The 23,435-nt window shown below is 72.1% G+C and carries 16 protein-coding genes; 9 read left to right on the top strand and 7 right to left on the bottom strand.

Translation table 11 applies throughout. The annotated features are described in order from the left end of the window. Positions 1–5 precede the first annotated feature (5 nt). From ABIC61_RS06480 to ABIC61_RS06450, 7 genes are all read left to right on the top strand, one after another. Positions 6–728 carry a response regulator transcription factor gene (locus tag ABIC61_RS06480; protein WP_144751136.1) on the top strand — a complete coding sequence of 241 codons (723 nt, stop codon included), beginning with the start codon at positions 6–8 and terminating at the stop codon, positions 726–728. Beyond that, positions 725–2,290, top strand: a complete 1,566-nt coding sequence (locus ABIC61_RS06475; protein WP_354029248.1) for a sensor histidine kinase — start codon at positions 725–727, stop codon at positions 2,288–2,290. Before ABIC61_RS06480 ends, ABIC61_RS06475 begins: the two co-directional genes overlap by 4 nt. Positions 2,291–2,412: 122 nt before the next feature. Beyond that, complete coding sequence (locus tag ABIC61_RS06470) at positions 2,413–2,688, top strand: hypothetical protein (RefSeq protein ID WP_144751133.1); 276 nt, start codon at positions 2,413–2,415, stop codon at positions 2,686–2,688. Positions 2,689–2,850: 162 nt separating this feature from the next. Further along, the gene (locus ABIC61_RS06465; RefSeq protein ID WP_354029247.1) at positions 2,851–4,125 is read left to right on the top strand and encodes a bifunctional glycosyltransferase family 2/GtrA family protein; all 1,275 of its coding nucleotides are present in this window, start codon (positions 2,851–2,853) and stop codon (positions 4,123–4,125) included. 185 nt (positions 4,126–4,310) lie between these two features. Beyond that, entirely contained in the window at positions 4,311–9,866 is a 5,556-nt protein-coding gene (locus tag ABIC61_RS06460) for a glutamate synthase-related protein (RefSeq protein WP_354029246.1), read from the top strand. Next, on the top strand, positions 9,863–11,650 hold the full coding sequence (locus ABIC61_RS06455; protein ID WP_354029245.1) for a sulfite reductase subunit alpha: 1,788 nt from the start codon (positions 9,863–9,865) through the stop codon (positions 11,648–11,650). The genes ABIC61_RS06460 and ABIC61_RS06455 overlap by 4 nt, the downstream gene beginning before the upstream one ends. 97 nt (positions 11,651–11,747) lie before the next feature. Beyond that, the gene (locus tag ABIC61_RS06450; protein ID WP_354029244.1) at positions 11,748–14,114 is read left to right on the top strand and encodes a glycosyl hydrolase family 28-related protein; all 2,367 of its coding nucleotides are present in this window, start codon (positions 11,748–11,750) and stop codon (positions 14,112–14,114) included. A 703-nt stretch (positions 14,115–14,817) separates the two neighbouring features. Here ABIC61_RS06450 and ABIC61_RS06445 read toward each other — a convergent pair. Together ABIC61_RS06445 and ABIC61_RS06440 are read right to left on the bottom strand one after the other, a co-directional pair. Further along, positions 14,818–15,192 (bottom strand): DUF7882 family protein, encoded by a 375-nt coding sequence (locus ABIC61_RS06445; protein ID WP_144751125.1) that lies wholly within the window; start codon positions 15,190–15,192, stop codon positions 14,818–14,820. Between the two features lie 25 nt (positions 15,193–15,217). Next, the gene (locus tag ABIC61_RS06440; RefSeq protein WP_354029243.1) at positions 15,218–16,342 is read right to left on the bottom strand and encodes an alpha/beta hydrolase family protein; all 1,125 of its coding nucleotides are present in this window, start codon (positions 16,340–16,342) and stop codon (positions 15,218–15,220) included. Positions 16,343–16,403: 61 nt separating this feature from the next. On the opposite strand from ABIC61_RS06440, the gene ABIC61_RS06435 reads away from it, so the two are divergent. Further along, positions 16,404–16,823, top strand: a complete 420-nt coding sequence (locus ABIC61_RS06435) for an ArsR/SmtB family transcription factor (RefSeq protein WP_354029242.1) — start codon at positions 16,404–16,406, stop codon at positions 16,821–16,823. Further along, positions 16,823–17,809 carry an SRPBCC family protein gene (locus tag ABIC61_RS06430; RefSeq protein ID WP_354029241.1) on the top strand — a complete coding sequence of 329 codons (987 nt, stop codon included), beginning with the start codon at positions 16,823–16,825 and terminating at the stop codon, positions 17,807–17,809. The genes ABIC61_RS06435 and ABIC61_RS06430 overlap by 1 nt, the downstream gene beginning before the upstream one ends. 175 nt (positions 17,810–17,984) lie before the next feature. Here ABIC61_RS06430 and ABIC61_RS06425 read toward each other — a convergent pair whose 3' ends face one another. From ABIC61_RS06425 to mvk, 5 genes are read right to left on the bottom strand one after another with little or no spacing between them, the layout of a single operon-like run. Beyond that, positions 17,985–19,145, bottom strand: a complete 1,161-nt coding sequence (locus ABIC61_RS06425; RefSeq protein ID WP_354029240.1) for a hydroxymethylglutaryl-CoA synthase — start codon at positions 19,143–19,145, stop codon at positions 17,985–17,987. Continuing rightward, positions 19,142–20,206 (bottom strand): hydroxymethylglutaryl-coenzyme A reductase family protein, encoded by a 1,065-nt coding sequence (locus tag ABIC61_RS06420; protein WP_354029239.1) that lies wholly within the window; start codon positions 20,204–20,206, stop codon positions 19,142–19,144. The genes ABIC61_RS06425 and ABIC61_RS06420 overlap by 4 nt, the downstream gene beginning before the upstream one ends. Continuing rightward, a complete protein-coding gene (locus ABIC61_RS06415; protein ID WP_354029238.1) occupies positions 20,203–21,282 on the bottom strand; it encodes a phosphomevalonate kinase in 1,080 nt (359 codons plus the stop codon). Before ABIC61_RS06415 ends, ABIC61_RS06420 begins: the two co-directional genes overlap by 4 nt. After that, the gene (gene mvaD / locus ABIC61_RS06410) at positions 21,279–22,304 is read right to left on the bottom strand and encodes a diphosphomevalonate decarboxylase (RefSeq protein WP_354029237.1); all 1,026 of its coding nucleotides are present in this window, start codon (positions 22,302–22,304) and stop codon (positions 21,279–21,281) included. Before mvaD ends, ABIC61_RS06415 begins: the two co-directional genes overlap by 4 nt. Next, positions 22,304–23,296, bottom strand: a complete 993-nt coding sequence (gene mvk / locus ABIC61_RS06405) for a mevalonate kinase (RefSeq protein WP_354029236.1) — start codon at positions 23,294–23,296, stop codon at positions 22,304–22,306. The genes mvaD and mvk overlap by 1 nt, the downstream gene beginning before the upstream one ends. Positions 23,297–23,435: the final 139 nt, after the last annotated feature.

Raw genomic sequence — 23,435 nt, 5'->3', positions numbered from 1 at the left:
GGGACATGCCCGCGTCACCGCTGCAGCGCACCGACGGCACTCCCGTCCGTGCCCTCGTCGTCGACGACGAGCACGCCCTCGCGGACGCCGTCGCCCTCGCGTTCGAGGGCGACGGCTGGTCCGTGCGGGCCGTGCACCGCGGCCGGGACGTCCTGTTCGCGGCGCGGGAGTTCCAGCCCGACGTGATCGTGCTCGACGTGATGCTGCCGGACATCGACGGCTTCGAGGTGCTCGATCGGCTCCGGGACGCCCGGGACGACGTCCGCGTCCTGTTCCTCACCGCGCGGGACGCCCCCGAGGACCGGCTCGCCGGACTCACCGGCGGGGGCGACGACTACCTGACGAAGCCCTTCGGCATCGACGAGCTGCTCGTGCGGGCCCGGATCCTCGCACGGACCTCCGCCCGGGTGACGGCCGCCGCGGGCGCCTCCGAGACGACCGTCGGCGACCTCCACCTCGACGAGGACGCCCGGACGGTGAGCCGCGCGGGCGACCCGATCGACCTCACCCCCACCGAGTACGAGCTGCTGCGCCACCTCGCCCGGAACGCGAACCGGGTGCTGTCCCGGGAACAGCTCCTCGCGAACGTGTGGGGCATGGACTTCGGGACGTCCTCGAACCTGGTGGACATGTACGTGTCGTACCTGCGGAAGAAGCTCGACGCCGGACGCGAGCCGATGCTGCAGACGGTCCGCGGTGCAGGGTACGTGCTCAGGCCGACGACGTGAGCCGACGGCCCGAGGCGATCCGCGCCTCCAGACCGAAGCCGACGGACCGGACGAGACGCGTGCCGTCGCTCCGGTGGCGGATCGTGGCGGCCGTGGCGCTCCTGCTCGTCGCGACCAACGTCGTCGTGGGAGCCGTGACCGTCGTCGCGTTCCGCGGGTACCTCGTGCAGCGGCTCGACGCCGAACTCTCGACGGCGGCGAACCGGACCGTCGGCGGGCCGGACGGCCAGCGACCGCCGCCACCCACGAACGGAACGGGGACGGACCCGGACAACGCGTTCATCGGCGCTCCCGGACAGTCGGCCGGCACCGTCGTCGCGATCTTCCGCGACGGGAAGGCGGTGCTCGGCGGGTACACCGACAGCGACGGGCAGCAGCACGGGCTGACCTCGGCGCAGGAGCGGACGCTCGCCGCGGTGGCCAGCGACGGCGACCCGACGACGATCGACCTCGGCACGCTCGGCACCTACCGGGTGCAGGCGGTCGGCGACGACGGTGACGTGTTCGTCACGGCGTTGCCACTCGGTGACCTCGACGCTGCGATCACCCGGCTCCTGCTCGTCATCGGCGTCGTCACCGTCCTGGGGCTGGTCATCGCCGCGTGGGCGCTGACCCTGCTCGTGCGGCGGTCGCTCCGGCCCCTCGAGCGCGTCGCGGCGGTCGCATCCGACGTGAGCGCGCTCGACCTCGAACGCGGGGACACCGCGATCCCGGTCCGGGTGGGCCCGGCCGACCTCGCCGCCAACCGTGAGGTGTCGCAGGTCGGCACCGCACTGAACCGACTGCTCGGACACGTCGCCCGCGCCCTCACCGTCCGACGCGAAGCCGAGGCCGGGATGCGGACCTTCATCGCCGACGCCTCCCACGAACTGCGGACGCCGATCGCCACCGTGCGGGCGTACGCCGAGCTGACCGCGTCGTCGTCGGACGTCGACGCGATGCACCGGAACGTCGACCGGATCGGGCGCGAGGCGGTGCGGATGGGCGACCTCGTCGAGGAACTGCTGCTGCTCGCGCGCCTCGACGCCGGTGCGATGGCGTCCGGGCCGGCACCCGCGCGCGAGCCCGTCGACCTGACGTCGCTCGTCGTCGAGGCCACCATGGACGCCCGCGCGACCGCGCCCGGACACCGGTGGACACTGCAGGTGCTCGACGACCACCCGCTCGTGGTGTCCGGCGACCCGCGACAGCTCCGCCGGGTGGTGACGAACCTGCTCGCGAACGCCCGGACGCACACGCCCACCGGCACCGCGGTCGTCGTGTCACTGCAGCGGGTGGGCGACGTCGTGCGGTTCGTGGTGGCCAACGACGGGCCGCCGATCCCCGCCGAGGCCCTGCCGACGCTGTTCGACCGGTTCACCCGTGGCGAGGCCTCTCGCTCCCGGGAGGCCGGGACGAGCGGCCTGGGCCTCGCGATCGTCCGAGCGGTGGTGACGGCGCACGAGGGGCTCGTCCGCGTGGCCTCGGAGCCGGGCCGCACGGCCTTCACGGTCGACATGCCCGGTCCGGGCGCGGGCGGCGCGGGCGCGGGCGGCGCGGGCGGCGCGGGCGGCGTCGACTGAGCAGAAATCGTCGGGTCGCCGCCGTGTACTCGACGATTCCTGCTCACTCGAAGGCGGCCGCGGGACGCATACTGGGGAGCACCGGGACGCATACTGCGGAGCACCGGAACGAAGGGGCCACGATGACGGACGCGAACGGCTTCGCACGGCTGCCGGAGCGCCCACGCGCCGACGACCTCGTCGTCGAGGTGCCCGCGTTCGAGGACGACCGGCCCCAGCCAGAGCCCGCGCCACCCGCTGCCGCCCCGGAGCTCGTCGCCGCGACCGAGTTCGCCCGGACCTCGCACGCCCGCCCCACGATCCGCCGGACGCAGATCCGCGCGGGTGCGTGGATCGCGGGTGTCCCGATCGCGGTGCTCGCGGTGATCGCCGTCGTGCAGGTCCTGCTCCCGCGCTGACCCGGGCCACGAGTCTCGGGCCCAGCGACAGTTCTCGGGTCCCTGCGCCCGAGAAGTGTCGCTCAGCACGAAACTCGGGCCCGCGCCGCCCGAGCGCGCGTTCTTAGGGACGGCACAGGCCACTGCTTCGCTCCCCGTATGCCCGCTGCCGAGCATGAGCGCATGACGGAGACGAACCAGACCCTCGACATCGACATCGTCGTCCCCTGCTACAACGAGCAGGACACGCTCGCCGCCCACGTCCGACGGCTGCACACGTTCTGCCGTACGTCGCTGCACCACTCGTGGCGGATCACGATCGCGGACAACGCCTCGACGGACGACACCGCCCGGATCGCGGACGACCTCGCCGCGATGCTGCCCGACGTGCAGGCCGTGCACCTCCCGCAGAAGGGACGTGGCCGAGCGCTCAAGGCCGTGTGGAGCGCGTCCCCGGCTTCCGTGCTCGTCTACGTCGACGAGGACCTGTCGACGGACCTCGCCGCGCTCGAGCCGCTCGTGGCACCACTGCTGTCCGGCCACTCGGACGTCGCGATCGGCACCCGGCTGGCCGACTCGGCGCGGGTGGTGCGCGGCGGCAAGCGCGAGTTCATCTCCCGCTCGTACAACCTGTTGCTCCGGGCCACGATGGGGGTCTCGTTCTCCGATGCGCAGTGCGGGTTCAAGGCGATCACCCGCCAGGCCGCCGAGCACGTGCTGCCGCTCTGCGAGGACGACGCGTGGTTCTTCGACACCGAGATGCTCGTGCTGGCGGAGCACGCGGGGCTGCGCATCCACGAGGTGCCCGTCGACTGGGTGGACGACGTGAACTCGTCGGTGCACATCGCCTCGACCGCGACGGAGGACCTCAAGGGCATGTGGCGGGTGTCCCGGGGCATCGCGTCCGGCCGGGTGCCGGTCGCCGACGTGTACGAGGCGATCGGCCGTCGACCGTTCACCCCGCCGCACGTCGGGATGCTCGGCCAGGTGCTGCGGTTCGGCGCGATCGGGGTGCTGTCGACGGTCGCGTTCGCCCTGCTGTACGCGCTGTTCCGGCCAGCGATCGGCGCCCAGACGGCGGACTTCCTCGCGCTGCTGGTCACCGCGATCGGCAACACCGCGCTCAACCGGCGGTTCACCTTCGGGGTGCGGGGCCGGGCGGGTGCGGGCCGGCACCACGTGCAGGGACTCGTGGTCTTCGGTATCGCGTGGGCGATCACGTCGGGGTCGCTCGTGGTGTTGCACGCGACCGCTCCGACCTCGTCGCACGGTGCGGAGATCATGGTGCTGACGGCGGCGAACCTCGTCGCCACCGGGGTCCGGTTCGTCCTGTTCAAGGCGTGGGTGTTCCGGGCCCGTCGGCGGCCGGAACTCATCCGCCCGGGCACGACCCCGGCCGCGGACGCGAGCACCGCGGTCACCGAGCCGATCGCCGCGGTGGACGAGCGCGCAGCCTGATCACGCGAGCGGCGGGCCGGGCGGTCGTCGCGGTGTTGCGCGGGCGGTATACCGCGCCGTAGCATCGCCTCACCGCACCACAACCCCACAGGGCCCGACTGCCACCACCGGTCTGCCCGCGGCGAGCGCTCCACTGATGCAGCCTGGCCGTCCGCTGCCGGCAACGCCCCACTGGACCCGCACACGTGAACCCCTCCTCCTTCGGTCTCTACGACCCTGCCCGCGAATCGAGCGACTGCGGCGTCGGTTTCATCACCCGACTCGACGGCACGCCGAGCCACGACGTCATCCGCAAGGGCGACGAAGCGCTGTGCGCCATCCCCCACCGCGGCGGCAAGTCCGCCGAGGGCGTCGGTGACGGTGCCGGCGTGAGCATCGACCTGTCGGTGGAGTTCTTCAGCGCGATCACCGGCGAGGAGCTCCGCGCCGGCCACTTCGGCGTCGCGAACTGCTTCGTGCCGTCCGGCGACGACGAGCGGGCCGCAGCCCAGCAGACCGTGACCGACGCCATCGAGCACGAGGGCTTCGAGCTCCTGCTCGTCCGTGACGTGCCGGTGGACCACTCGGTCGCCCGCCCGGAGGCTGAGCAGTACCAGCTGCCGATCGTGCAGTGGGTCTTCCGCGCACCGTCGGACTGGGCGCGCACCGAGGTCGACGCCGCGGCGAACCGTGCCCTGCTCGCGATCGAGGCCGTCTCGTACGGACAGGCCGCCGCCGACCACGCCGAGCACGCCGCCCTGTACCCGCTCTCGCTCAGCGCGCGGACCCAGATCCTGAAGGGGCGTCTGAACTCCGGCGAGGTCATCGGGTACTTCACAGACCTGCGGGACCCCCGCCACTCGGTGCGGACGCTGTACTTCCACACCCGGTTCTCGACGAACACCGAGCCGCACCCGACGATGGCGCAGCCGTTCCGCCTGATGGCGCACAACGGCGAGCTGAACACCGACCGGAAGAACCGGCTGTCCGACGAGGCCCTGGCCCGCGCGCGCACCCGCAGCATCGTCCGCCCGCCCGGGCAGTCCGACTCGAGCCGCCTCGACCAGACCCTGCAGAGCCGGGTGTTCGACGACGGACTCGAGATCGTCGAGGCCGTGGTGTCGCTCATGCCGCCGGCGTGGGAGAACGACCGCACACTGACGCCCGACGTGCGGGACATGCTCGAGTTCTTCTCGCTGTACGAGGAGAAGAACGACGGGCCCGCCGCCGTGATCTTCAGCGACGGCGACGTCGTCGGCGCGCGCCTCGACCGCCTGGGCCTCCGCCCGCTGCGCTCGGTGCAGACCGCCGAGTACCTCATGGTGTCGTCCGAGGCCGGGCAGGTCGAGTTCGACGCCGACGAGGTCGTGCACCGCGGCCGCATCGAGGCGGGCGGCATGCTCGTCGTCGACCACCGCACCGGCACGCTGATGCGCACCCGCGAGGTGCTCGAGATGCTCGCAGCGCGCAAGCCCTACGGGGCCCTGCTCGACGCCGCCCGCGTGAACCTCGACGACCTGCCGGCGCCGGAGTACCAGCGCACGACGACGACGCTCGGCTACGAGGGAGACCTGTCGCTCGCCGGCCGCTACGTGGCGTACTCGCTGAACCAGGAGAGCTTCCGGTTCATGCTCGACCCGATGCTGCAGAACGGCTCGGAGCGCATCTCGGCGATGGGCTACGGCAACGCGATCAACGCCCTGAGCGACACCGAGGGCGGCATGGCGAAGTACTTCTCGCAGCGCTTCGCCCAGGTGACGAACCCGCCGCTCGACTCGATCCGCGAGGCCGACGGCATGTCGATGCGCGTGGCCCTCGGTGCGAAGCCGGACGGAACGGGTTCCGCGACCCGGCAGCTCGTCGTCCAGTCCCCGATCCTCGGGCACCTCGACATGGTCCGACTGCGCGACCAGGACATCGTGCCGCTCGAGCGGTTCGAGATGCTCTACGTGCCGGTGCTCGGTGACGAGCAGGCGAACGCGGCCGCCGTGCGCACCGCGGTCGACGAGCTCTGCGCCGCCGTCGAGCAGTTCGCCGAGCACACCGGCGGGATCGCCGTGCTCACCGACCGCAACGTGTCGTCGACGCATGCGCCCCTCCCGGTCATCCTCGCCGTCGCCGCCGTCAACCAGCGACTCATCGAAACCGGCCTGCGGCTGCGGGTCTCCGTGGTCGCCGAGTCCGGTCAGCTGCCATCGTCACACCACGTGGCGACGGCGCTCGGCTTCGGTGCCGCGGCTGTGTACAGCCTGTCGGCACGGCTGCGTGCGGAGGAGAAGTACCCCGCCGCGCCCGCCCCGGCCGGCGAGCTGACCGCGACCGACCTCGCGCTCAAGCAGTTCCGGAAGGCCGCCGAGAAGGCCCTCGCCAAGACGATGGGTCGCGTCGGGCTCTGCACCGCCGAGAGCTACATCGGCGGCGAGTTCTTCGAACCGAACTACCTCGACACCCGTGACGACCTGTTCGCCCGGGTCTTCCCGCACATGCAGGCCCCGGTCGGCGGTGTCGGCTTCGCCCGCATCGCCCAGGCTGCGACGGACTGGCACGAGCGCGCCCGCAGCGTCGAGTCCGAGGGCCAGGTGCCCATGCTCGGCCTCTTCAAGGAGCGCTCGGACGGCGCCGGGCACTCGTTCGGCGTCGCGAGCGTGCGCGGCTTCGGCGGCATGACCGAGGAACGTCCGTCGTTCGAGCGCTCCGGCGACTCCGAGGCGCTCCGGCTCCTCACCCTCGGGCAGCTCGACGACGCGTTCGGCATCACCGACACGGCGTACCGGAACACCGGGTACGACCGCCTGAGCGACGCCGAGATCGACGCGCACCGGATCACCCCGGGCTACGTCACGTTCCTGCAGACCACGCACGACGAGCGCTCGCGCCGTCCCGCGGCCCTCCGCGACGTGCTCGCGCTGCCCGCGGACGTCACCGGCATCGACACGGCAGAGGACTTCGCCCGCGAACTCGGCCGCTTCGCCACGACCGGCAACGCGAGCGTCACGGTGCGCGGTCTGTCCGGCTCGCGTCCGTCGTCGTCCGACGCTCTGCCTGGAGGCACGGAGCGCTTCCGCCTGCAGCTCACGTCGACGGGGACGACGGGTGCACTGCGCCACGCGGCCCTGGCAGACGGCCTCGCGCTGCTGCACCCCGGCCAGGTCGACGTCGACTCCGTCGACGAGACCCAGGTGACGCTGCGCGCCACCGGCACGGCGGTCGACCTGCTCGTGCTGCTCGAGAGCGCCCCGGACAGCGTCGCGCTCGACGAGGTCCAGCCGGCCCACGAGATCACCCGGACCCTCGCGTCCGGCGCGATGAGCCACGGCGCGCTCGTCGCGACCGCGCACGAGGCGGTGGCGCACGGCACGAACATGGTCGGCGGCATGTCGAACAGCGGCGAGGGCGGCGAGCACCACTCCCGCTACGGCACCATCCGCGGCTCGCGCATCAAGCAGTTCGCCTCGGGTCGCTTTGGCATCTGGGCGGGCTACCTCGCCGACCCGATGCTCGAGGAGCTCGAGATCAAGATCGGCCAGGGCGCGAAGCCCGGCGAGGGCGGTCAGCTGCCCGCGCCGAAGGTCACGGTGGACATCGCCGCGGCCCGTGGTGGCACGCCCGGTGTCGAGCTCATCTCCCCGCCGCCGCACCACGACACGTACTCGATCGAGGACCTCGCGCAGCTCATCCACGACTGCAAGGCCGCCCGTGTCCGGGTGATCGTGAAGCTGGTGTCCTCCGAGGGCATCGGCACCATCGCCGTGGGTGTCGCGAAGGCCGGCGCGGACGTCATCAACGTCGCGGGCAACACCGGCGGCACGGGCGCCGCGGCCGTCACGAGCCTGAAGTACGCGGGTCGTTCCGCGGAGATCGGCGTGGCCGAGGTCCACCAGGCCCTCGTCGCGAACGGCCTCCGCCAGAAGGTCACGCTGCGCTGCTCCGGCGCGCACCAGACCGGCAGCGACGTCGTCACCAGCGCCCTGCTCGGCGGCGACAGCTTCGAGTTCGGCACCACCGCGCTCATGATGCTCGGCTGCGTGATGGCGAAGAACTGCAACGTGAAGTGCCCGGCCGGCCTGACCACGAACGCCGAGGCGTTCGAGGGCGACCCACGCGCGCTCGCGCAGTACCTGCTCAACATCGCGCACGACGTGCGGCAGATCCTCGCCCGCCTCGGCCTGCGCTCCCTCCGCGAGGCCCGGGGCCGGACCGACCTGCTGCAGCTCCTCGACCACCCGGCGAGCGTCGGGCGCCTCGACGTCCGGGCGCTCCTCGCGCAGGTCCCGGAGAAGGTCGTCGAGGACCCGGAGTACCTCGAGAAGGACTTCCACACCGACGACGCGCTGCTCGAGCGGGTCCGCACGGCCCTGGTCGACCACGAGCAGGAGCACGTGCTCGTGCACGGCGTGCTGCTCGGCAACAGCGACAAGTCCGTCGGCGGTCAGCTCGGCATCGACGTCGAGCGGCTCCTCAACCACGAGCTGCGCGACACCGACCTGTCCGGGCACCCGGCGATCACCACGGACGACCGTGGCCGCCGTCGCCTGGTGGACGGCGCGGTCACGATCCGTACCCAGGGGTCGGCCGGGCAGTCCTACGGCGTGTTCAACAACGACGGCATCGTGCTCGAGCACACCGGCACCGCGAACGACGGCGTCGGCAAGAGCCAGAGCGGTGGCCGGATCGTCGTCCGAGCGCCCGGCGGCGGCAGCACCGACCAGGGCGGCAACGTCCTCGTCGGCAACTTCGCCCTGTTCGGCGCGACCGGCGGCCGCACGTTCGTCGAGGGCGAGGCCGGCGACCGCTTCGCCGTGCGCAACTCCGGGGCGACCGCGGTCGTCGAGGGCGTCGGCGACTTCGGCTGCGAGTACATGACGGGCGGTGCCGTGTTCAACCTCGGCGCGTTCGGCAAGGGCCTCGGCAACGGCATGTCCGGCGGGTTCCTGTACCAGTACGACCCGTCCGGTCAGGTCACCGAGCGCGCGAGCACCGACTCGCTCCTCGTGTTCCCCGTCACCGACACCGAGCGCGGGTCCTTCCACGAGGCCGCCGCGCGCCTGCTGCTCGAGTGGCACCTCGAGGCGACGGGCTCGCCGCTGGCCGAGCGTCTGCTCGCCGACTGGGAGACCACGCGCCAGCACGTGTACGTCGGCATGCCCCGGGCGCTCCTGCTCACCCAGGACGCCGGCGAGATCCTGGCCGCGGCGAGCCGGAACGAGCTGCTCGACGAGCTGGCGACCTCGATCGCGACGGACAAGCTCCGCGCGTTCAAGGTCGACTACCGCGACCAGCGTGCCGTGCTCGGCGGCCGTGCCCCGTCGCTCGGCGACCAGGGCGACGACATGTTCTCGCTCCTGTCGTCCTACACGGTGCTCGGCGTCGCGCAGGACCTCGCGCTGGAGCGGGTCCCGGGTGCCGCGGGTCCGAACGACCCGCGCGTGACCGAGGCCGTCAAGAACCTCGTCCTCACCGAGGACTTCTTCGTGAAGCAGCGCGTCGTGAAGTACCTGCGCGGCACGCTCGACCGGTTCGCGGACGACCAGCTCGCGACCCTCATCGCCATCAAGCGCCTCGACGACTACAAGCGCGCGCTCACGCAGCGGAACAACCGCAGCATGGACGCGCCGGGCACCACCGGGTGGATCATGCACCAGAACGCCAAGAACGACGGCCGCGTCCGCGAGGCCCGCTTCGACGAGCTGCTCGCGAACGCGGCGCTCGAGGACATCGCCGGCCGTGCACCGCTGGCGCCGACCGAGGCGGTGTCCCTGTGAGCCTCCTGCCCCCGACCGGATCGCTGATCCCCGTCGACGCACCGTTCTCGGCCGCCCAGGAATCCTGGCTCGCCGGCTTCATCGCGGGCATCGCCGCCGCGGGCAAGCGTGCCTCGGGCGGCGCTCCGACGACGACGATCGACGTGCTGTTCGGCACGCAGACCGGCAACGCGGAGTTCCTCGCCGACGAGCTGGTCTCCGGCGCGAAGGCCCGCGGGCTCGGCGGTCGTGCCACCGCGCTCGACGCCGTCACGCCGGAGCAGCTCGCCGGGATGTCCCACGTGCTCGTCGTCACCTCGACGTACGGCGAGGGCGAGATGCCCGACAACGCCGGACTGTTCTGGGACGCGATCCAGGCGACCACCGTGCCGCGGCTCGAAGGGCTGCAGTACGCGGTGCTCGGGCTCGGCGACACCAGCTACGACGAGTTCTGCCAGGCCGGCAAGCTCCTCGACACCCGGTTCGAACAGCTCGGCGCGACGCGGATCCACGACCGTGTCGACTGCGACGTGGACTTCGAGGACCCGGCTGCGCTGTGGACCGCTGCGGTGCTCGACCGACTCGCGGCAGAAGCGGGCGCGCAACCCGGCGCGTCCGGCCCCGCCGGCGACCCGGCCACGTCGGCGACCGCGTCCGGCGGGGCGGGCGCGAGCCGTGCCTCCAGGCCGGGTTCCCAGTGGAACAAGCGCAATCCGTTCCCGTCGAAGCTGGTCGAGAACCGGCTGCTCTCCTCGCCGCGCAGCGCGAAGGAGATCCGGCACTACGAGTTCGACCTCGGCGACTCCGGCATCGAGTACGCGGCCGGCGACGCCCTGGCGGTCGTGCCGGTCAACGACGAGGTCTTCGTCGGCGAGCTGCTCGAGCAGGTCGGCGCGAACGGCTCCGAGTCGCTGGACGGTCGACCGGTCACCGAGGTCCTGCGGACCGACCGCGAGATCCGGACGCCCTCGAAGGACCTCATCGCCGACCTCGTCCAGCGCGCACCGTCGAGCGAGCTCGCCGCGGTCGTCTCGCACGGGGACAAGCACGAACTCGACCGCTGGCTCTGGGGACGGGACGTGCTCGACCTCCTGCGCGACGCCGGTCCCGCGGCACCGGGCCTCGACGAACTGCTGCCGAACCTCCGACCGCTGCAGGCCCGCCAGTACTCGATCTCGTCGAGCCCGCTCGCGCACCCGGACCGCATCCACCTGACGATCGCGTCCGTCCGCTACGGCGACCCGCACCGCATGTACGCCGGTGTCGCGTCGACGTTCCTCGCCGACCGGGTCTCACCCGACTGCACCGTGGACGTGTACCTGCAGCCGAACGCCTCGTTCGGGGTGCCGGCGGACCCGTCCGCGCCGATGATCATGATCGGCCCCGGAACCGGCATCGCACCGTTCCGCGGGTTCCTGCACGAACGTGCGATCGCGGGAGCCAGCGGCCGGAACTGGCTGTTCTTCGGCGACCAGCACCGCGACACCGACTTCGTGTACGAGGACGAGCTCACGACGCTGCAGGAGCAGGGCGTGCTGAACCGCCTCGACCTGGCGTTCTCGCGCGACCAGGCCGAGAAGGTCTACGTGCAGACCCGGATGCTCGAACAGGGCGCGGAGCTGTACCGGTGGCTCGAGGACGGCGGGCACGTGTACGTGTGCGGCGACGCCTCCCGGATGGCGAAGGACGTCGAGTCGGCCCTGCTGTCCGTCATCGGGTCCCAGCGCGGCAAGGGTGAGGACGACGCGCAGGCGTACCTCGCCGACATGCGCCGCGGGAAGCGGTACGTCCGGGACGTGTACTGAGCCCGACCGACGGGCACTCGAGGCCGTCGCGTCGCACGTGCACATGTCGTATCCAGACGATGCCGTGCGGCGCCGTGCCCGTGCATAGCCTGCCTGTATGAGATGGTCTGCACATCATGCGCTCGTGTCGGTCCTGGTCGGGGTCGCCGCGACCACCGGGGCGACCGGCTCCGCGTCGGTGCCGAGGGCACTGGCCGCTTCCGCTCTTCCGGGCTCCACGGGCGCACCAGCCCCCGGCACGGACGGTCGCGGTGGCGCGGGTGCCACAGTCGCGTACGACGTCGTCGAGGCGGAGACCGGCCACACCGATGGTCAGGTGATCGGCCCGTCGCAGCGTCAGGGCACCCTCGCGAACGAGGCGTCCGGTCGACGCGCGGTGACGCTCGGGTCTGCCGGATCGTCCCTCGCGCTGGTGCTGCCGCGCGCTGCGAACGCCGTCGTGGTGAGAGCGAGCATCCCGAGCGACGAGGACGGTGGTCAGGCGAGGGTGTCGCTCGGCCTCACCGTCGACGGTGTTGCCCAGACCCCCCTGGCCCTCACCAACGCCTTCACCCACAAGCGGGACGACGAAGCCAACGTCGGTGGGCCGAGCCACCTGTTCGACGATGCGCGGGTCCTCCTCGACGCCACGCACCCGGCGGGCGCCGTGCTCCGCTTGACGACGACTTCGGCGGTCCCGGTCACCGTCGACCTGGTCGAGGTCGAGTCCGTGGAGCCACCGTCGAGCAGGCCGGCTACGGGCATCTCGGTCATCGAGGCCGGTGCGGATCCGACCGGGGTCCGCGACTCCACGGAGGCGATCCGGACCACGATCGAGAGAGCACGCCGAGCAGGGGTCCCGGTGTGGATGCCGGCCGGCGTGTTCCGGGTGAGCGACCCCGCCGACCGGTTCCAACCGACCTTCCTCGTCGACGACGTGAGCATCCAGGGCGCCGGCATGTGGCACACGACGATCGTGGGCAGCACCGGCCTCTTCTCGGGTCACGTCCGCGACGACGCCGGCTCGACCACGGCATCGCGCAACGTCCACATCGCCGACCTCGCGATGTCCGGGGAGGTGACCGAACGGAACGACGCCCACCCGACCAACGCCGTCGGCGGTGCGCTCGTCGACTCCTCCGTCACGAGGGTGTGGATCGAGCACTTCAAGACGGGCGCGTGGATGAAGGGTCCGACGCGGAACCTCCTCTTCGACGGCGTCCGTGTCCGCAACACGCTCGCGGACGGGATCGCCTTCGGTCCGGGGACGACGGACAGCCGCGTGGAGCAGAGCGACGTCCGTGGGACCGCCGACGACGCGTTCACCACGCTGTCGACGCCGAAGCAGGCGGAGAACACCGGGAACGTGTTCCGGGCCAACACGGTCCGGACGACCGTCCGCGGCAACGGTGTCGCCGTCTACGGCGGCGACGCCCTCGTGACCGGCAACCACTTCGGGGACGTGGCCGGGGGCGCCGGGATGCACGTGGGACAGCGGTACGGGTCCCGACCTGTCGGCGACGTCCGGTTCACCGCCAACACCGTGGTGCGGAGCGGCGAGTACTCCCGGATCTGGGGCCAGGGCACCGGAGCGGTGAACGTCTTCGCCGAGGAAGGCCCTGTCGCCGGTCCGGTCGTCTTCGAGGACCTGCTGGTCGAGGACAGCCCCTTCGGTGCGGTGCAGTTCCAGTTCGGACACCGGATCGACGGTGTGTCCCTCGACGACGTCGTCATCCGGCGGACGGGCACGTACGCGCTGCAGATCGAGACGCAGGGTTCCGCTCGGATCCACGGCGTCTCCGCGCGCGACGTCGGTGCTGTTCACGACGTCTGGGACGAACGGTGCGCAAGCGGGTTCGAGCTCACCGACCGTGTCGGCACCACCGGATGGGACCCCGACGACCGCGCGTGCGGTCAGCGTTTCCGGTACCCGGCCTCGGCCTTCGCAGACGCGTCCGACCCCCAGTTCGCCGTCACGAGCCACGACCGGCACGCGGAGTACGTCCCAGGGACCTCCGTCCGGTTCACCGGGACCGGCACGCCTCGAGCGGAGGTGGCACTCGAATCAGCCCAAGCCGGCCAGGCGCCGGCGTCCGGCAGGGTGGACGACGACGGGACCTGGCGTATCGACCGGTTCCTCGGGACGGGCCCGTACCGGTTCGTCGTCCGGCAGACGACCGGGCGGGCAACGCCACGCGAACTCCCGCTCGAGCTCCGCGCTCTGCCCCTGCTGGGCTCCCCGACGTCCGGGTCGTCGCTCCCCGGACGGACGGTCGAGTTCTCCGGGCACGGGACTCCGGGCCGCACCATCCGACTCCACGTGACCAACTTCTCGTCGCCCGACGTCGAGACGGTGGTCCGGTCCGACGGTTCGTGGAGTGCACGTCGGTTCATCGGTACCGGCCGCTACCGCTTCGACGTCACGCAGCGGACTCCGGCGGACGAGGTGGAGATCGCAGTGCGCGGCGTCGTCCTGAACCCGTGAAGCGTCCGACACCGGACGCGCGGAAGGAGGCAGTCCGCCGCCCCGTGTGGAACCCGAATCCACGCCGGGCGGCGGCGAGGGAGCGTCGTGGCCCGGGAGGCCTCTGATCCGGGACTCCCACCACGCGGGTCCCCTCGGCCACGCCGCCCGTCTGCGTCGGTTCCCTGTTCCGACGCCAGCCGCGGTCGCGGTACGAGCACCGTACGTGGCGCAGCGCGACGAGGGAACCCCGTATCGGGTCCCAGCGCGGCAAGGGCGAGGACGACGCGCAGGCGTACCTCGCCGACATGCGCCGCGGGAAGCGGTACGTCCGCGACGTGTACTGAGCCGCGTGCCCGGGGCGGCGCGACGGCCGGCTCGGCAGTGTGCGAGGTTCCGTGCTCCGTGCGAGGGGACAGGCGTCCCACCGTGCGCGGAACCTCGCACGCTGCGGCAGATCCGTCGCACCGTGCGACGGCGCGTGCGCAGGCCCGACGCCGTCGTCCCGGTGCGGAACCCGAATCCGCGACCGGGACGACGGTGAGGGGGCGCTGGGGGCTGGGAGACTCCTGATCCGGGACTCCCTCGCGCGACGCGTGGTTCCCCCCTCGACCGCCGGCGGACCCGTTCCGGCTCCCTGGGCCGGCGCGGACGCTCGCGGTGACACACAACCTACGGCCTTGCACGTCCGTGCGGAACCCGTTGACCGGACACACGGGTCGTGCTAGCGCCCCGAGCCGTCCGGTGCGTCGCCCGGCACCACGGCTCGCGACCACGCCGAGTCCTCCGCGGTGCTGGTGTCCGGCGGCTCCGGGGTCAGGACCAGACCGGAGCCGGAGGTCGCGGCCGCGTAGAGCTCCTCGAGCCAACTGCGGTTGATCGAGGGGACGCGGCTGCCGGAGAACTTGAAGTGCAGGCTCACGTCCGGGTGGAGCCAGATCGCGCTCCGGCCGTCGCCACGCAGGACGTCGTCCTTCCACGAGAACACGAAGCGGTGTTCCCGACGGAGCAGGTTCACGATGACGATCTGCAGGTGCGTCAGAGCGCGGTCGTCCACGGCGAGGTCGAGCTGTTCGCCCGCGTAGATCAGATGGCCCATGTGTCCTTGTACACCGGACGGGCTGTCAGCCGAGCCGGTCCGCCCACGCGGTGACCTGCTCGTCGAACCAGACCGCGTCCGCGTTGCGTTCCCAGGCGTGCTCGGCCGGCGCGCTCACCGCGAGGGTGACCGTGTCCGGGTGGCGCGACGCGAACTCCTCGCTCACGGCGAAGGGCACCGTGGTGTCCCCCGTCGAGTGCACGAGCAGCACCGGGGGCAGCGCCGGTGGACGCCGCAGCCAGGACAGCGTCCGGACGTCGACGCGGGACCGGAGCCCGACCGCACGGCAGAGCAGCGGGGACGCCATCGCGCCGAGCGCCGCCCCGACCACGACACCGGGCACCCCGGCACGGGCGGCCTGGGAGCGCACGGTGGCCTCCCAGTCGAGTGCGGGTGCCACGAGGACGACCCCGGCTACGCGGTCCCGGTGCGCCGACCTGCCGAGCAGTTCGTGGGTGATCGTCGCGCCCATCGACCAGGCCACGACGACGATCCGTTCGGCACCGTGGACGACGGCGTGGTCGAGCGCGGCGTCGACGTCGGGCCACTCGCGAGCGCCGAGGTGCGACGCGCGGCCCTCCCGCGGGGCCTCACCGTCACCGCGGAACGAGGGCACGATCGAGGTCCAGCCGAGCTCCAGGGCAGCGGGGACGGTCCGGAGTGCGGTCACCCGGGTGGTCCGGATGCCGTGGACGTGCACGGCCCAGGTGCGCGAGGACCGGTCGGCGCCGTCGGACGGTCGGACGATCCACGCCGGCGCCGGTCCGACCGGGGTGTCCAGCGCGACCTCGGACCAGTCGACCCCCATCGCGGCAGGGTCGGGGTGCACGTGCCCGCTCCACCGCACCCGGGACCCCACGTCGCCGGTGGTCCGCAGGACGGCGCGTCGCACGGTGCCCGCGGACTCATCGACCTCGAGCACGGGTCCGACGGTGGTGTGCCCATCGCCGTCGTGCCACAGGCCGTACTCCCCCGCCTGCAGGGTGTCGTCCGTGATCGGCAGCAGCACCGAGTCGTCCGAGACCTCGAGCACCGGGGTCCAGCGGTCCGTCCCGGGCAGGACGATCCGCCCCACCACGGCCCGGACCACCAGGAGGGACGCCGTGAGCACCACCGCCAGTCCACCGAGGACCCACCACACGATCGTCACCCGCGAACGATACCGATGAAGCCGTTGCGGAGCGCTCCCGACCGGCGTAACGTGCAACCAAATGGTTGTACGAATCGAACTGAGCGATGCCGAGGTCGACCGCGTGTTCCACGCCCTGGCCGACGCGACGAGGCGCGACATCATCCGTCGGACCCTAGTCGGCGAGGCGTCCGTGAGCGAGCTGGCGGACGCCTACGCGATGTCGTTCGCCGCCGTCCAGAAACACGTCGCCGTCCTCGAAGGAGCAGGACTCGTGACCAAGGAACCCCGGGGACGCACCCGCATCGTGCGCGCCGAACCGGGACAGATCGACCGGGTCCGCGGGCTGCTCGACACCTACGCCGACCTCTGGCGCGGGCGGATCGACCGCCTCGACGCACTGCTGGGAGCCCACCGCGCGCCGCGGAGCGACCAAGACGCAGACCACGCGCCGCGCAGCGACCACGACCACGACCACGACCGCGAACAAGGGAGCCACTGATGCCGACCACGTCCGTCCACACCGACCCCGAGGAACTCACGATGACCCTCGTGGCCGAGTTCCCCGTCCCCGTCGAACGGCTCTGGGATGCGTTCGCCGACCCGCGCCAGCTCGAGCGGTTCTGGGGTCCGCCCGGGTTCCCCGCCACGTTCACGTCGTTCGACCTCCGCCCCGGCGGCCGCGCCGACTACCGGATGACCTCACCGCAGGGCGAACGGTTCCACGCCCTCTGGCAGGTCACCGCGGTCGATGAACCCGAGCGGATCGCCTTCCGCGACCTGTTCGCCGACGCGGACGGCACGGTCGACGAGTCCCTGCCGGCGAGCGAGACCGTCCTGTCGTTCGAGCGCGTCGGGGAGGGCTCCCGGGTCACGGTGCTGACCTCGTTCGAGTCCTCCGCCGACCTCGACGCCATGATCCGGATGGGCATGCTCGAGGGCTACGAGCAGGCGTTCGGGCAGCTCGACACCGTGTTGGCCGACCTGCGCGAGTACGCCCTCGGCAAGGGCACGGTCACCGACGTCGTCGACGACACGCACGTGAAGATCACCCGCGCGTTCGCAGCGCCTCGGCACCTGCTCTGGCGCGCACACACCGAGCCGGAGCTCATGCGGCAGTGGCTGCTCGGCCCGGACGGGTGGGAGATGACGGTGTGCGAGAACGACCTGGTCGTCGGCGGCTCGTTCCGGAACGCCTGGGCCCCGGTCGGCGACACCGAGGGCGAGGCGTTCGGCTTCGAAGGCGAGAACCTCGTCATCGAGCCCGAACGGCGGATGGTCAGCACGGAGCGGATGACCGGCGCGCCGTTCCCCGCGAACGTCAACGACCTGCAGTTGGACGAAGCGGACGGCGTCACGCTCATGACACTGCTCATCACGTACCCGGACCAGGCACAGCGGGACATGGTCCTGGCGACCGGCATGACCGACGGCATGGAGGCCAGCTACGCGCGCCTGGAACGCGAGGTGCTGACCGCCGCGGCGTGAGCACTGGACGGACTGGAGGCGCGTGGCGGGCCCGCACCGCGCCTCCAGTCCGTCTCCGGTTCGGGTGGACCCGCGAAAGCGACAGATCGCGCGCAGTGGCCACGTCCGGTCCGCGAAAGCGACAGATCCCCGCGGATGTTCCGCGGGGATCTGTCGCTTGCGCGAGGGGGTCGCGTCAGGCCGAGGCGGTCGCCTCGTAGCGGCGTGCGCCGCCACGCACGCCGGCGAACCGGTACGGCGCAGCCGTGACGTGCGGACGCTCGACGTCCTCGCTCGTCGCGGCACCCGCCGCGTGCAGCTCCCGGTACGCGTCCACCGTCAGCGGTACCCGGGCCGCGAGGAGGTCGCGGACGCGCCCCTGCCGACGGTGCTCCCGGTACGCCGGCTGGACGATGCCCGTGATGAGCTCGCCGACGCTGCCCGAGCCGTAGCTGAACAGGCCGATCCGCTCCCCCGCGAGGTCGTCGTCGAGGTCGAGCAGCGCCGCGAGACCGATCCAGAGCGACGCCGTGTACGTGTTGCCGGTCTGCTTGTTGTACGTGAAGCCGAGCGCGAGTTCGGACTCGTCGAACGGCACGCCGACGTGCTGCGTGAGCTTCCGGTGCGCCTTGAGCGCCATCTTCGTGAACGGCTGGTGGTGCACGAAGCGCACGATGTCCTCGTACGCCGGGCCGCCCTGGGCCGCGAGGTCGTCCCACGCGCCGACGAAGGCGTCGACGTAGGCGCTGACCGACAGGCGGCCGTCGACCAGTGCGGTGGAGCGGTCGTTCGGGCGCCAGAAGTCGTCGACGTCCGCGGTGAAGACACCCGCCGCGGGTTCGATCTCGATCAGGTCGGGGTCGGCGGCGATGAGGATCGCGGCCGCGCCGGCACCCTGGGTGGGCTCGGCGGCGGTGTCGACGTCGTAGCGGGCGACGTCGGCGGCGATGACGAGCACGCGTTCCTGCGGTGCACGAGCGACGATGCCGAGGGCGAGCTGCACGGCAGCGGTCCCGCCGTAGCAGGCCTGCTTCAGCTCGACCACGCGGACGTTCTGCGGCAGGCCGAGCAGACCGTGCACGAACACCCCGGCGGCCTTCGACTGGTCGACGCCGGACTCGGTCGCGAACAGCACCGTGCGGATGCCGTCGACGCCGTGCCGGTCGACGAGCTCCTTCGCCGCGGCCGCGCCCATCGTGACGATGTCCTCGTCGGGGGCCGGCACGCTGAAGGCGTCCTGCCCGATGCCGACGTGGTACTTCGCCGGGTCGACGCCGAGGCGCTCCGCCAGGTCGTCGAGCTCGAGGACGTGGTGCCCGGTCGCGACGGCGAGGTCGTGGATGCCGATGCGGGTCATGCTGCGCCTCCGGCGGGCTTGGCGCCGCGGCGCTCCATGGCGACGTGGGCAGCCATCAGCTCGCCCGGGTTGGTCTGCGCGGCGAGCAGCGAGAGCTCTCCGCAGAGGACCGTCGCGGCGCACAGGGCCGCGAGACGACGGGCGTTGGCACCCGGTTCGCGGTCGTCACGACAGCCGAGGCGCACGAGGGCGTCCTCGACGACGGGCAGGTCGCCGCCCTTGCCGTTGCCGACCGTGCCGACGATGAGGTGCGGCAGCGAGGTCGAGAAGTACAGGTCGTCGCCGCGGACGTCGGCGGACGTGATCCCCTGCGAGCCCTCGACGATGTTCGCCGCGTCCTGCCCCGTTGCCAGGTAGAAGCCGAGGAGCATGTTCGCGTAGTGCGCGTTCGCGGAGCGGATGGCTCCGGCGATGGTCGACCCGACGAGGTTCTTCGCGACGTTCAGCTCGGCGATGCGCTCGGGCGTGCTGCGGAGCCGCTTCGACACGATCTCGCCCGGGATCACGATCTCGGCGATCGTGTTCCGACCGCGGCCACGGATGCCGTTCACGGCGGTGGCCTTCTTGTCGGTGCAGAAGTTCCCTGAGACGGACACGTAGCGCAGGCCCGGCTCCCACGCGAGGATCGCGGGCAGGAGCTTGTCCGCCGCCTGCGTGACCATGTTGTGCCCGGAGGCGTCGCCCGTGGTGAACGCGAAGCGTAGGAACAGCAGGTCCCCGACGATCTCCGGGTGCACCTCGATGAGCTTGGCGAAGCGGCTCTGCCCGGCGACGATCTGCTCGAGCTCGTCCTGACGGGCGAGGATGCGCCCGGTCGCGAGGTGCGCGGCTGCGGCGCTGTCCGCGCGGACCACCACGGAACGGGTCATGCGCTCGTCGACGACGGTCGAGACGATGCCGCCCTCGACCATGCGCGAGATGCGGGCGCCACGGCCGACGGACGGCCAGAGGGGCGACTCGTACGTGGCGAGCGGCACCTCGTGCTCGCCCTCCACTGCGTTGCCGCTGATGCGGATCGGCCCCACCCACTTCGTGGGGATCGGGGTCAGCAGGTCGGTCATTCGACGCTCCCTTCGGGCGCTTGCACCGCGACGCTGAGGTGTCTGATGTCGTGCGCCTCCCAGGCGCGGTGGATGCCGGCGAGGTCGGTGTCCGCCGGGACGAGCGCGATGCCGCAGTCGCCGCCGCCGGCACCGGACGGCTTCGCCGCCCCGCCGGCCGCCTCGACGACGTCGCACAGGGTGGCGAGGCGCTCGGTCTCGATCTGCGACCCGACGGACGTGCCGAGGCGCTGCAGCAGCACGCGCGCGCGACGCAGGGCGTCCAACGTCATCGACGCGTCGCCGGTCTGGAGGCCCGTGGTCAGGTCGTCGACACAGGTGCGGCTCTCGTCGAGGAACGCCCGGTACCCGCCGTTGCGGTGTCGACGGACGACGCCGACGAGCTTCGTGGTGGACGCCGGCGAACCGGTCCAGCCGACGAGCAGCTCGAGGTTCTCGGGCGCGGGCAGCCGCTGGACGTCGAAGCCCTCCCACGCGTCCGCGTCGGTCAGGATCTCGGACACCGTCCGACCGTCGAGCATGCCGGCGAGGTGCTCACGGTCGGGCGCGCTGTACCGCAGCCAGCCGCCGAACGTGCTCGCTGCGAGGTCGCCACCGGACGCTCGCGGGTTCACCCGGATGGTGGCCAGGAGGGCGACCTGGAACCGCTGTCGCTGGGACAGACCGAGTCCGTAGAAGCGGTCGAGCGCGCCGACGGTCGCCACGGTCACGGCCGCCGACGACCCGAGCCCGAACTTCCGGCCGCTGGCGTCGTCGAGCTGGCTGTGGATGCGCAGGTCGTGGAAGCGCGGGGCGATGCCCCGTTCCTGCCGGAGCTTCTCGACGAGGTCGATGGTCGCCATCACGTAGTCGTACGGGTGGTGCTCGGTGTCGAGCGCGATGCCGTCGTCCGCTCGCGTCCACGTCACGGGCAGGTGCCCGTACTCCTCGGAGTGCACGCTGCCCGAGCCGTGGCCCTCGGTCACCCGGGCGGTGATGGCGCGGTCGAGGGCGATGAGGACGGACGGCTGGCCAGGCTCGACGACGGCGTACTCCCCCGCGACGAACAGCTTGCCGTGGGCGCGGAACTCGATCACTCGGCGCTCTCCTCCTGGTCGGGGACGACACCCGGCTCGGGCGTCCCCGTTCCTTCGGAGCGGACGAGGCGCGCGCCTGGTCCGGTGCCGGACTCGATGACGTCGCCGAACCCGGCCAGCGCCGACGCGACGGCACCACGGTCCTCGGGCTTTGTGAGCACCACGACGTTCGGCCCGGCGTCGGCGGTCGCGTAGGCCTCGACCCCTGCGGAACGGAGCTCGGCGACCGCGTCGAACACGGCGACGCTGCGGGCGTTCAGGTAGCGGATCGGGGGGAACGCGCCCTCGATCGTGGCGTGCATGCGGAGAGCGTTGCTCTCGGTGATCTCGCCGATGCGGGTGAAGTCCCCGGCGGCGCACGCGTCGAGCATGTCGCCGACGGTCTCGGTGGTCGAGGTCACCCAGGCCGGGTAGAACGGCGACGTCGCGATGGTCCGCCGCATGGCCTCGCGCGACCCGATGGGCTTCGGGCCGGCGTCGATCGTCACGACGACCATCGTCATCGGCGGTGCGGGGATCGGCTCGGCGTAGGAACCCTGGTCGTCGCCGGCGTGCCAGACCGCCACCCCGCCGGGGATCGACCGCGTGGCCGAACCCGAGCCACGGCGGGCCAGGCGGGAGAGATCGCGCGGGGACAGGTCGAGGCCGAACGCCGCGGAGGCCGCCGTGGCGAGCGCCGCGAAGCCCGAAGCGCTCGAGGCCAGGCCGGCACCGGTCGGCACCGTGTTCTCGGACACGACGCTCGCGCGGGCGTCGCTGCCGGCGAGGTCTCGCACGAGGTCGAGGAACTCCCGGACCCGCACCAGCGCAGCGTCCTCGACGACGCGACCGTTCAGGGTGAACGCATCACGCGCCTCCAGGCCGTCACCCGACCCGCCGTCCACCGTGACGGTCGTCGTCGTCGGGAACACGTCGAGTCCCATCGACACGCTGCCGGTGGCCGGCAGCGCGAGGGACGCGTCCGCCTTGCCCCAGTACTTGACGAGGGCGATGTTGGGGTGCGCGACGGCGGTGGCGGTCATCAAGCGCGGGCTCCGATCGTGGTGGTCCAGGTGGCTGCGGCACCTGCGCCGCGGAGTGCGGCCGCGATGCGGTCCGCGTGTTCGCCGTCCGTGGCGAGGGCGAGGACGCATCCGCCGCGCCCGCCACCGGTGAGCTTCGCGCCCAGGGCGTCCGCAGCACGTGCGGCGCCGACGAGTCGGTCCAGGTCGTCGCTCGACACGTCGAGGGCGGTGAGGAGGTCGTGCGCGGCGTCCATCGTGGCACCGAGTCCCTGTGCGTCGCCGTCCACGAGCGTCCCCCGGGCACGTCGGGCCAGCGCGCCGATGCGGTCGACGACGCCGTCGACGGCTGCCGGGTCCGCGTCGTGTCGTTCCCGGACGGCGGCGACGGCTTCGCGGGTGTGGCCGGGCACCCCGGTGTCGGCGACGACGAACGTGAAGGGTGCGCCGAGCTCGACCGGTTCGATGCGGCCGGCCTCGAACCATACGGGTGCGTCCGCGACGACACCGCGTGCGTCGAGGCCGGACGGACGGCCGTGGGCGACGCGCTCGCACGCCTGGATGAGCTCGTGGTGCGCCTCGACGTCGAGCGTCTCGCCCAGTGCGTCGGCGACCGCTGCGGTCACGGCAGCGGCGACGGCGGCGCTCGAACCCATCCCGCGGGCGGTGGGCACGTCGCTGTCGACCCGGACGTGGAAGCGGCGGTCCGTGACCCCGAAGTGCTGGAGCGTCGCGGTGACCGCGGTGACGGTCGGCATGACGGCGGCGGGAGCGAGGTCGAGGGGCCCGGTGTGGACCGCGGACTCGAGGTGGTGCCCCTCGGTGTCGTCGTCGATCGGCGTCACCGTCGCGACCACCACGGCATCGATGACCGGCAGCACGAGCGCGGGTGCGCCGTAGACCACGGCGTGCTCCCCGATCAGGATCGTCTTGCCGTGGGACGACGCCCTACCGGTGCGGCGAGTGGTGCCGGCTCCCGTGGTCGCTGAGTTGTCGAGGTCGTTGCTGGTCATCGTGGGTCCCGTCAGCCTAACCGTCCGGACCATGCGCGCGCTCGACGGTGTCCGTACCCCGGCCGTGAGCCGGCTCCACGGTCGTGCGGGAAGGTTGTGCGGGAAGGTTGTGCACAACTGAGTTGCGTGCAATGCTTAC

The sequence above is a fragment of the Curtobacterium sp. 1544 genome, assembly GCF_040544915.1.
GTDB lineage: Bacteria > Actinomycetota > Actinomycetes > Actinomycetales > Microbacteriaceae > Curtobacterium > Curtobacterium pusillum_C.
This window is presented reverse-complemented; position numbering and strand designations above follow the sequence as displayed.

What these genes read in the sequence shown, in the direction of transcription:
- ABIC61_RS06425 (WP_354029240.1), bottom strand. Translation starts at nt 19,145, where the DNA reads ATGACCCGCATCGGCATCCACGACCTCGCCGTCGCGACCGGGCACCAC.
- ABIC61_RS06430 (WP_354029241.1), top strand. Translation starts at nt 16,823, where the DNA reads ATGCCGACCACGTCCGTCCACACCGACCCCGAGGAACTCACGATGACC.
- ABIC61_RS06450 (WP_354029244.1), top strand. Translation starts at nt 11,748, where the DNA reads ATGAGATGGTCTGCACATCATGCGCTCGTGTCGGTCCTGGTCGGGGTC.
- ABIC61_RS06435 (WP_354029242.1), top strand. Translation starts at nt 16,404, where the DNA reads ATGGTTGTACGAATCGAACTGAGCGATGCCGAGGTCGACCGCGTGTTC.
- mvaD (WP_354029237.1), bottom strand. Translation starts at nt 22,304, where the DNA reads ATGACCGCCACCGCCGTCGCGCACCCCAACATCGCCCTCGTCAAGTAC.
- mvk (WP_354029236.1), bottom strand. Translation starts at nt 23,296, where the DNA reads ATGACCAGCAACGACCTCGACAACTCAGCGACCACGGGAGCCGGCACC.
- ABIC61_RS06420 (WP_354029239.1), bottom strand. Translation starts at nt 20,206, where the DNA reads ATGACCGACCTGCTGACCCCGATCCCCACGAAGTGGGTGGGGCCGATC.
- ABIC61_RS06445 (WP_144751125.1), bottom strand. Translation starts at nt 15,192, where the DNA reads ATGGGCCATCTGATCTACGCGGGCGAACAGCTCGACCTCGCCGTGGAC.
- ABIC61_RS06465 (WP_354029247.1), top strand. Translation starts at nt 2,851, where the DNA reads ATGACGGAGACGAACCAGACCCTCGACATCGACATCGTCGTCCCCTGC.
- ABIC61_RS06470 (WP_144751133.1), top strand. Translation starts at nt 2,413, where the DNA reads ATGACGGACGCGAACGGCTTCGCACGGCTGCCGGAGCGCCCACGCGCC.
- ABIC61_RS06480 (WP_144751136.1), top strand. Translation starts at nt 6, where the DNA reads ATGCCCGCGTCACCGCTGCAGCGCACCGACGGCACTCCCGTCCGTGCC.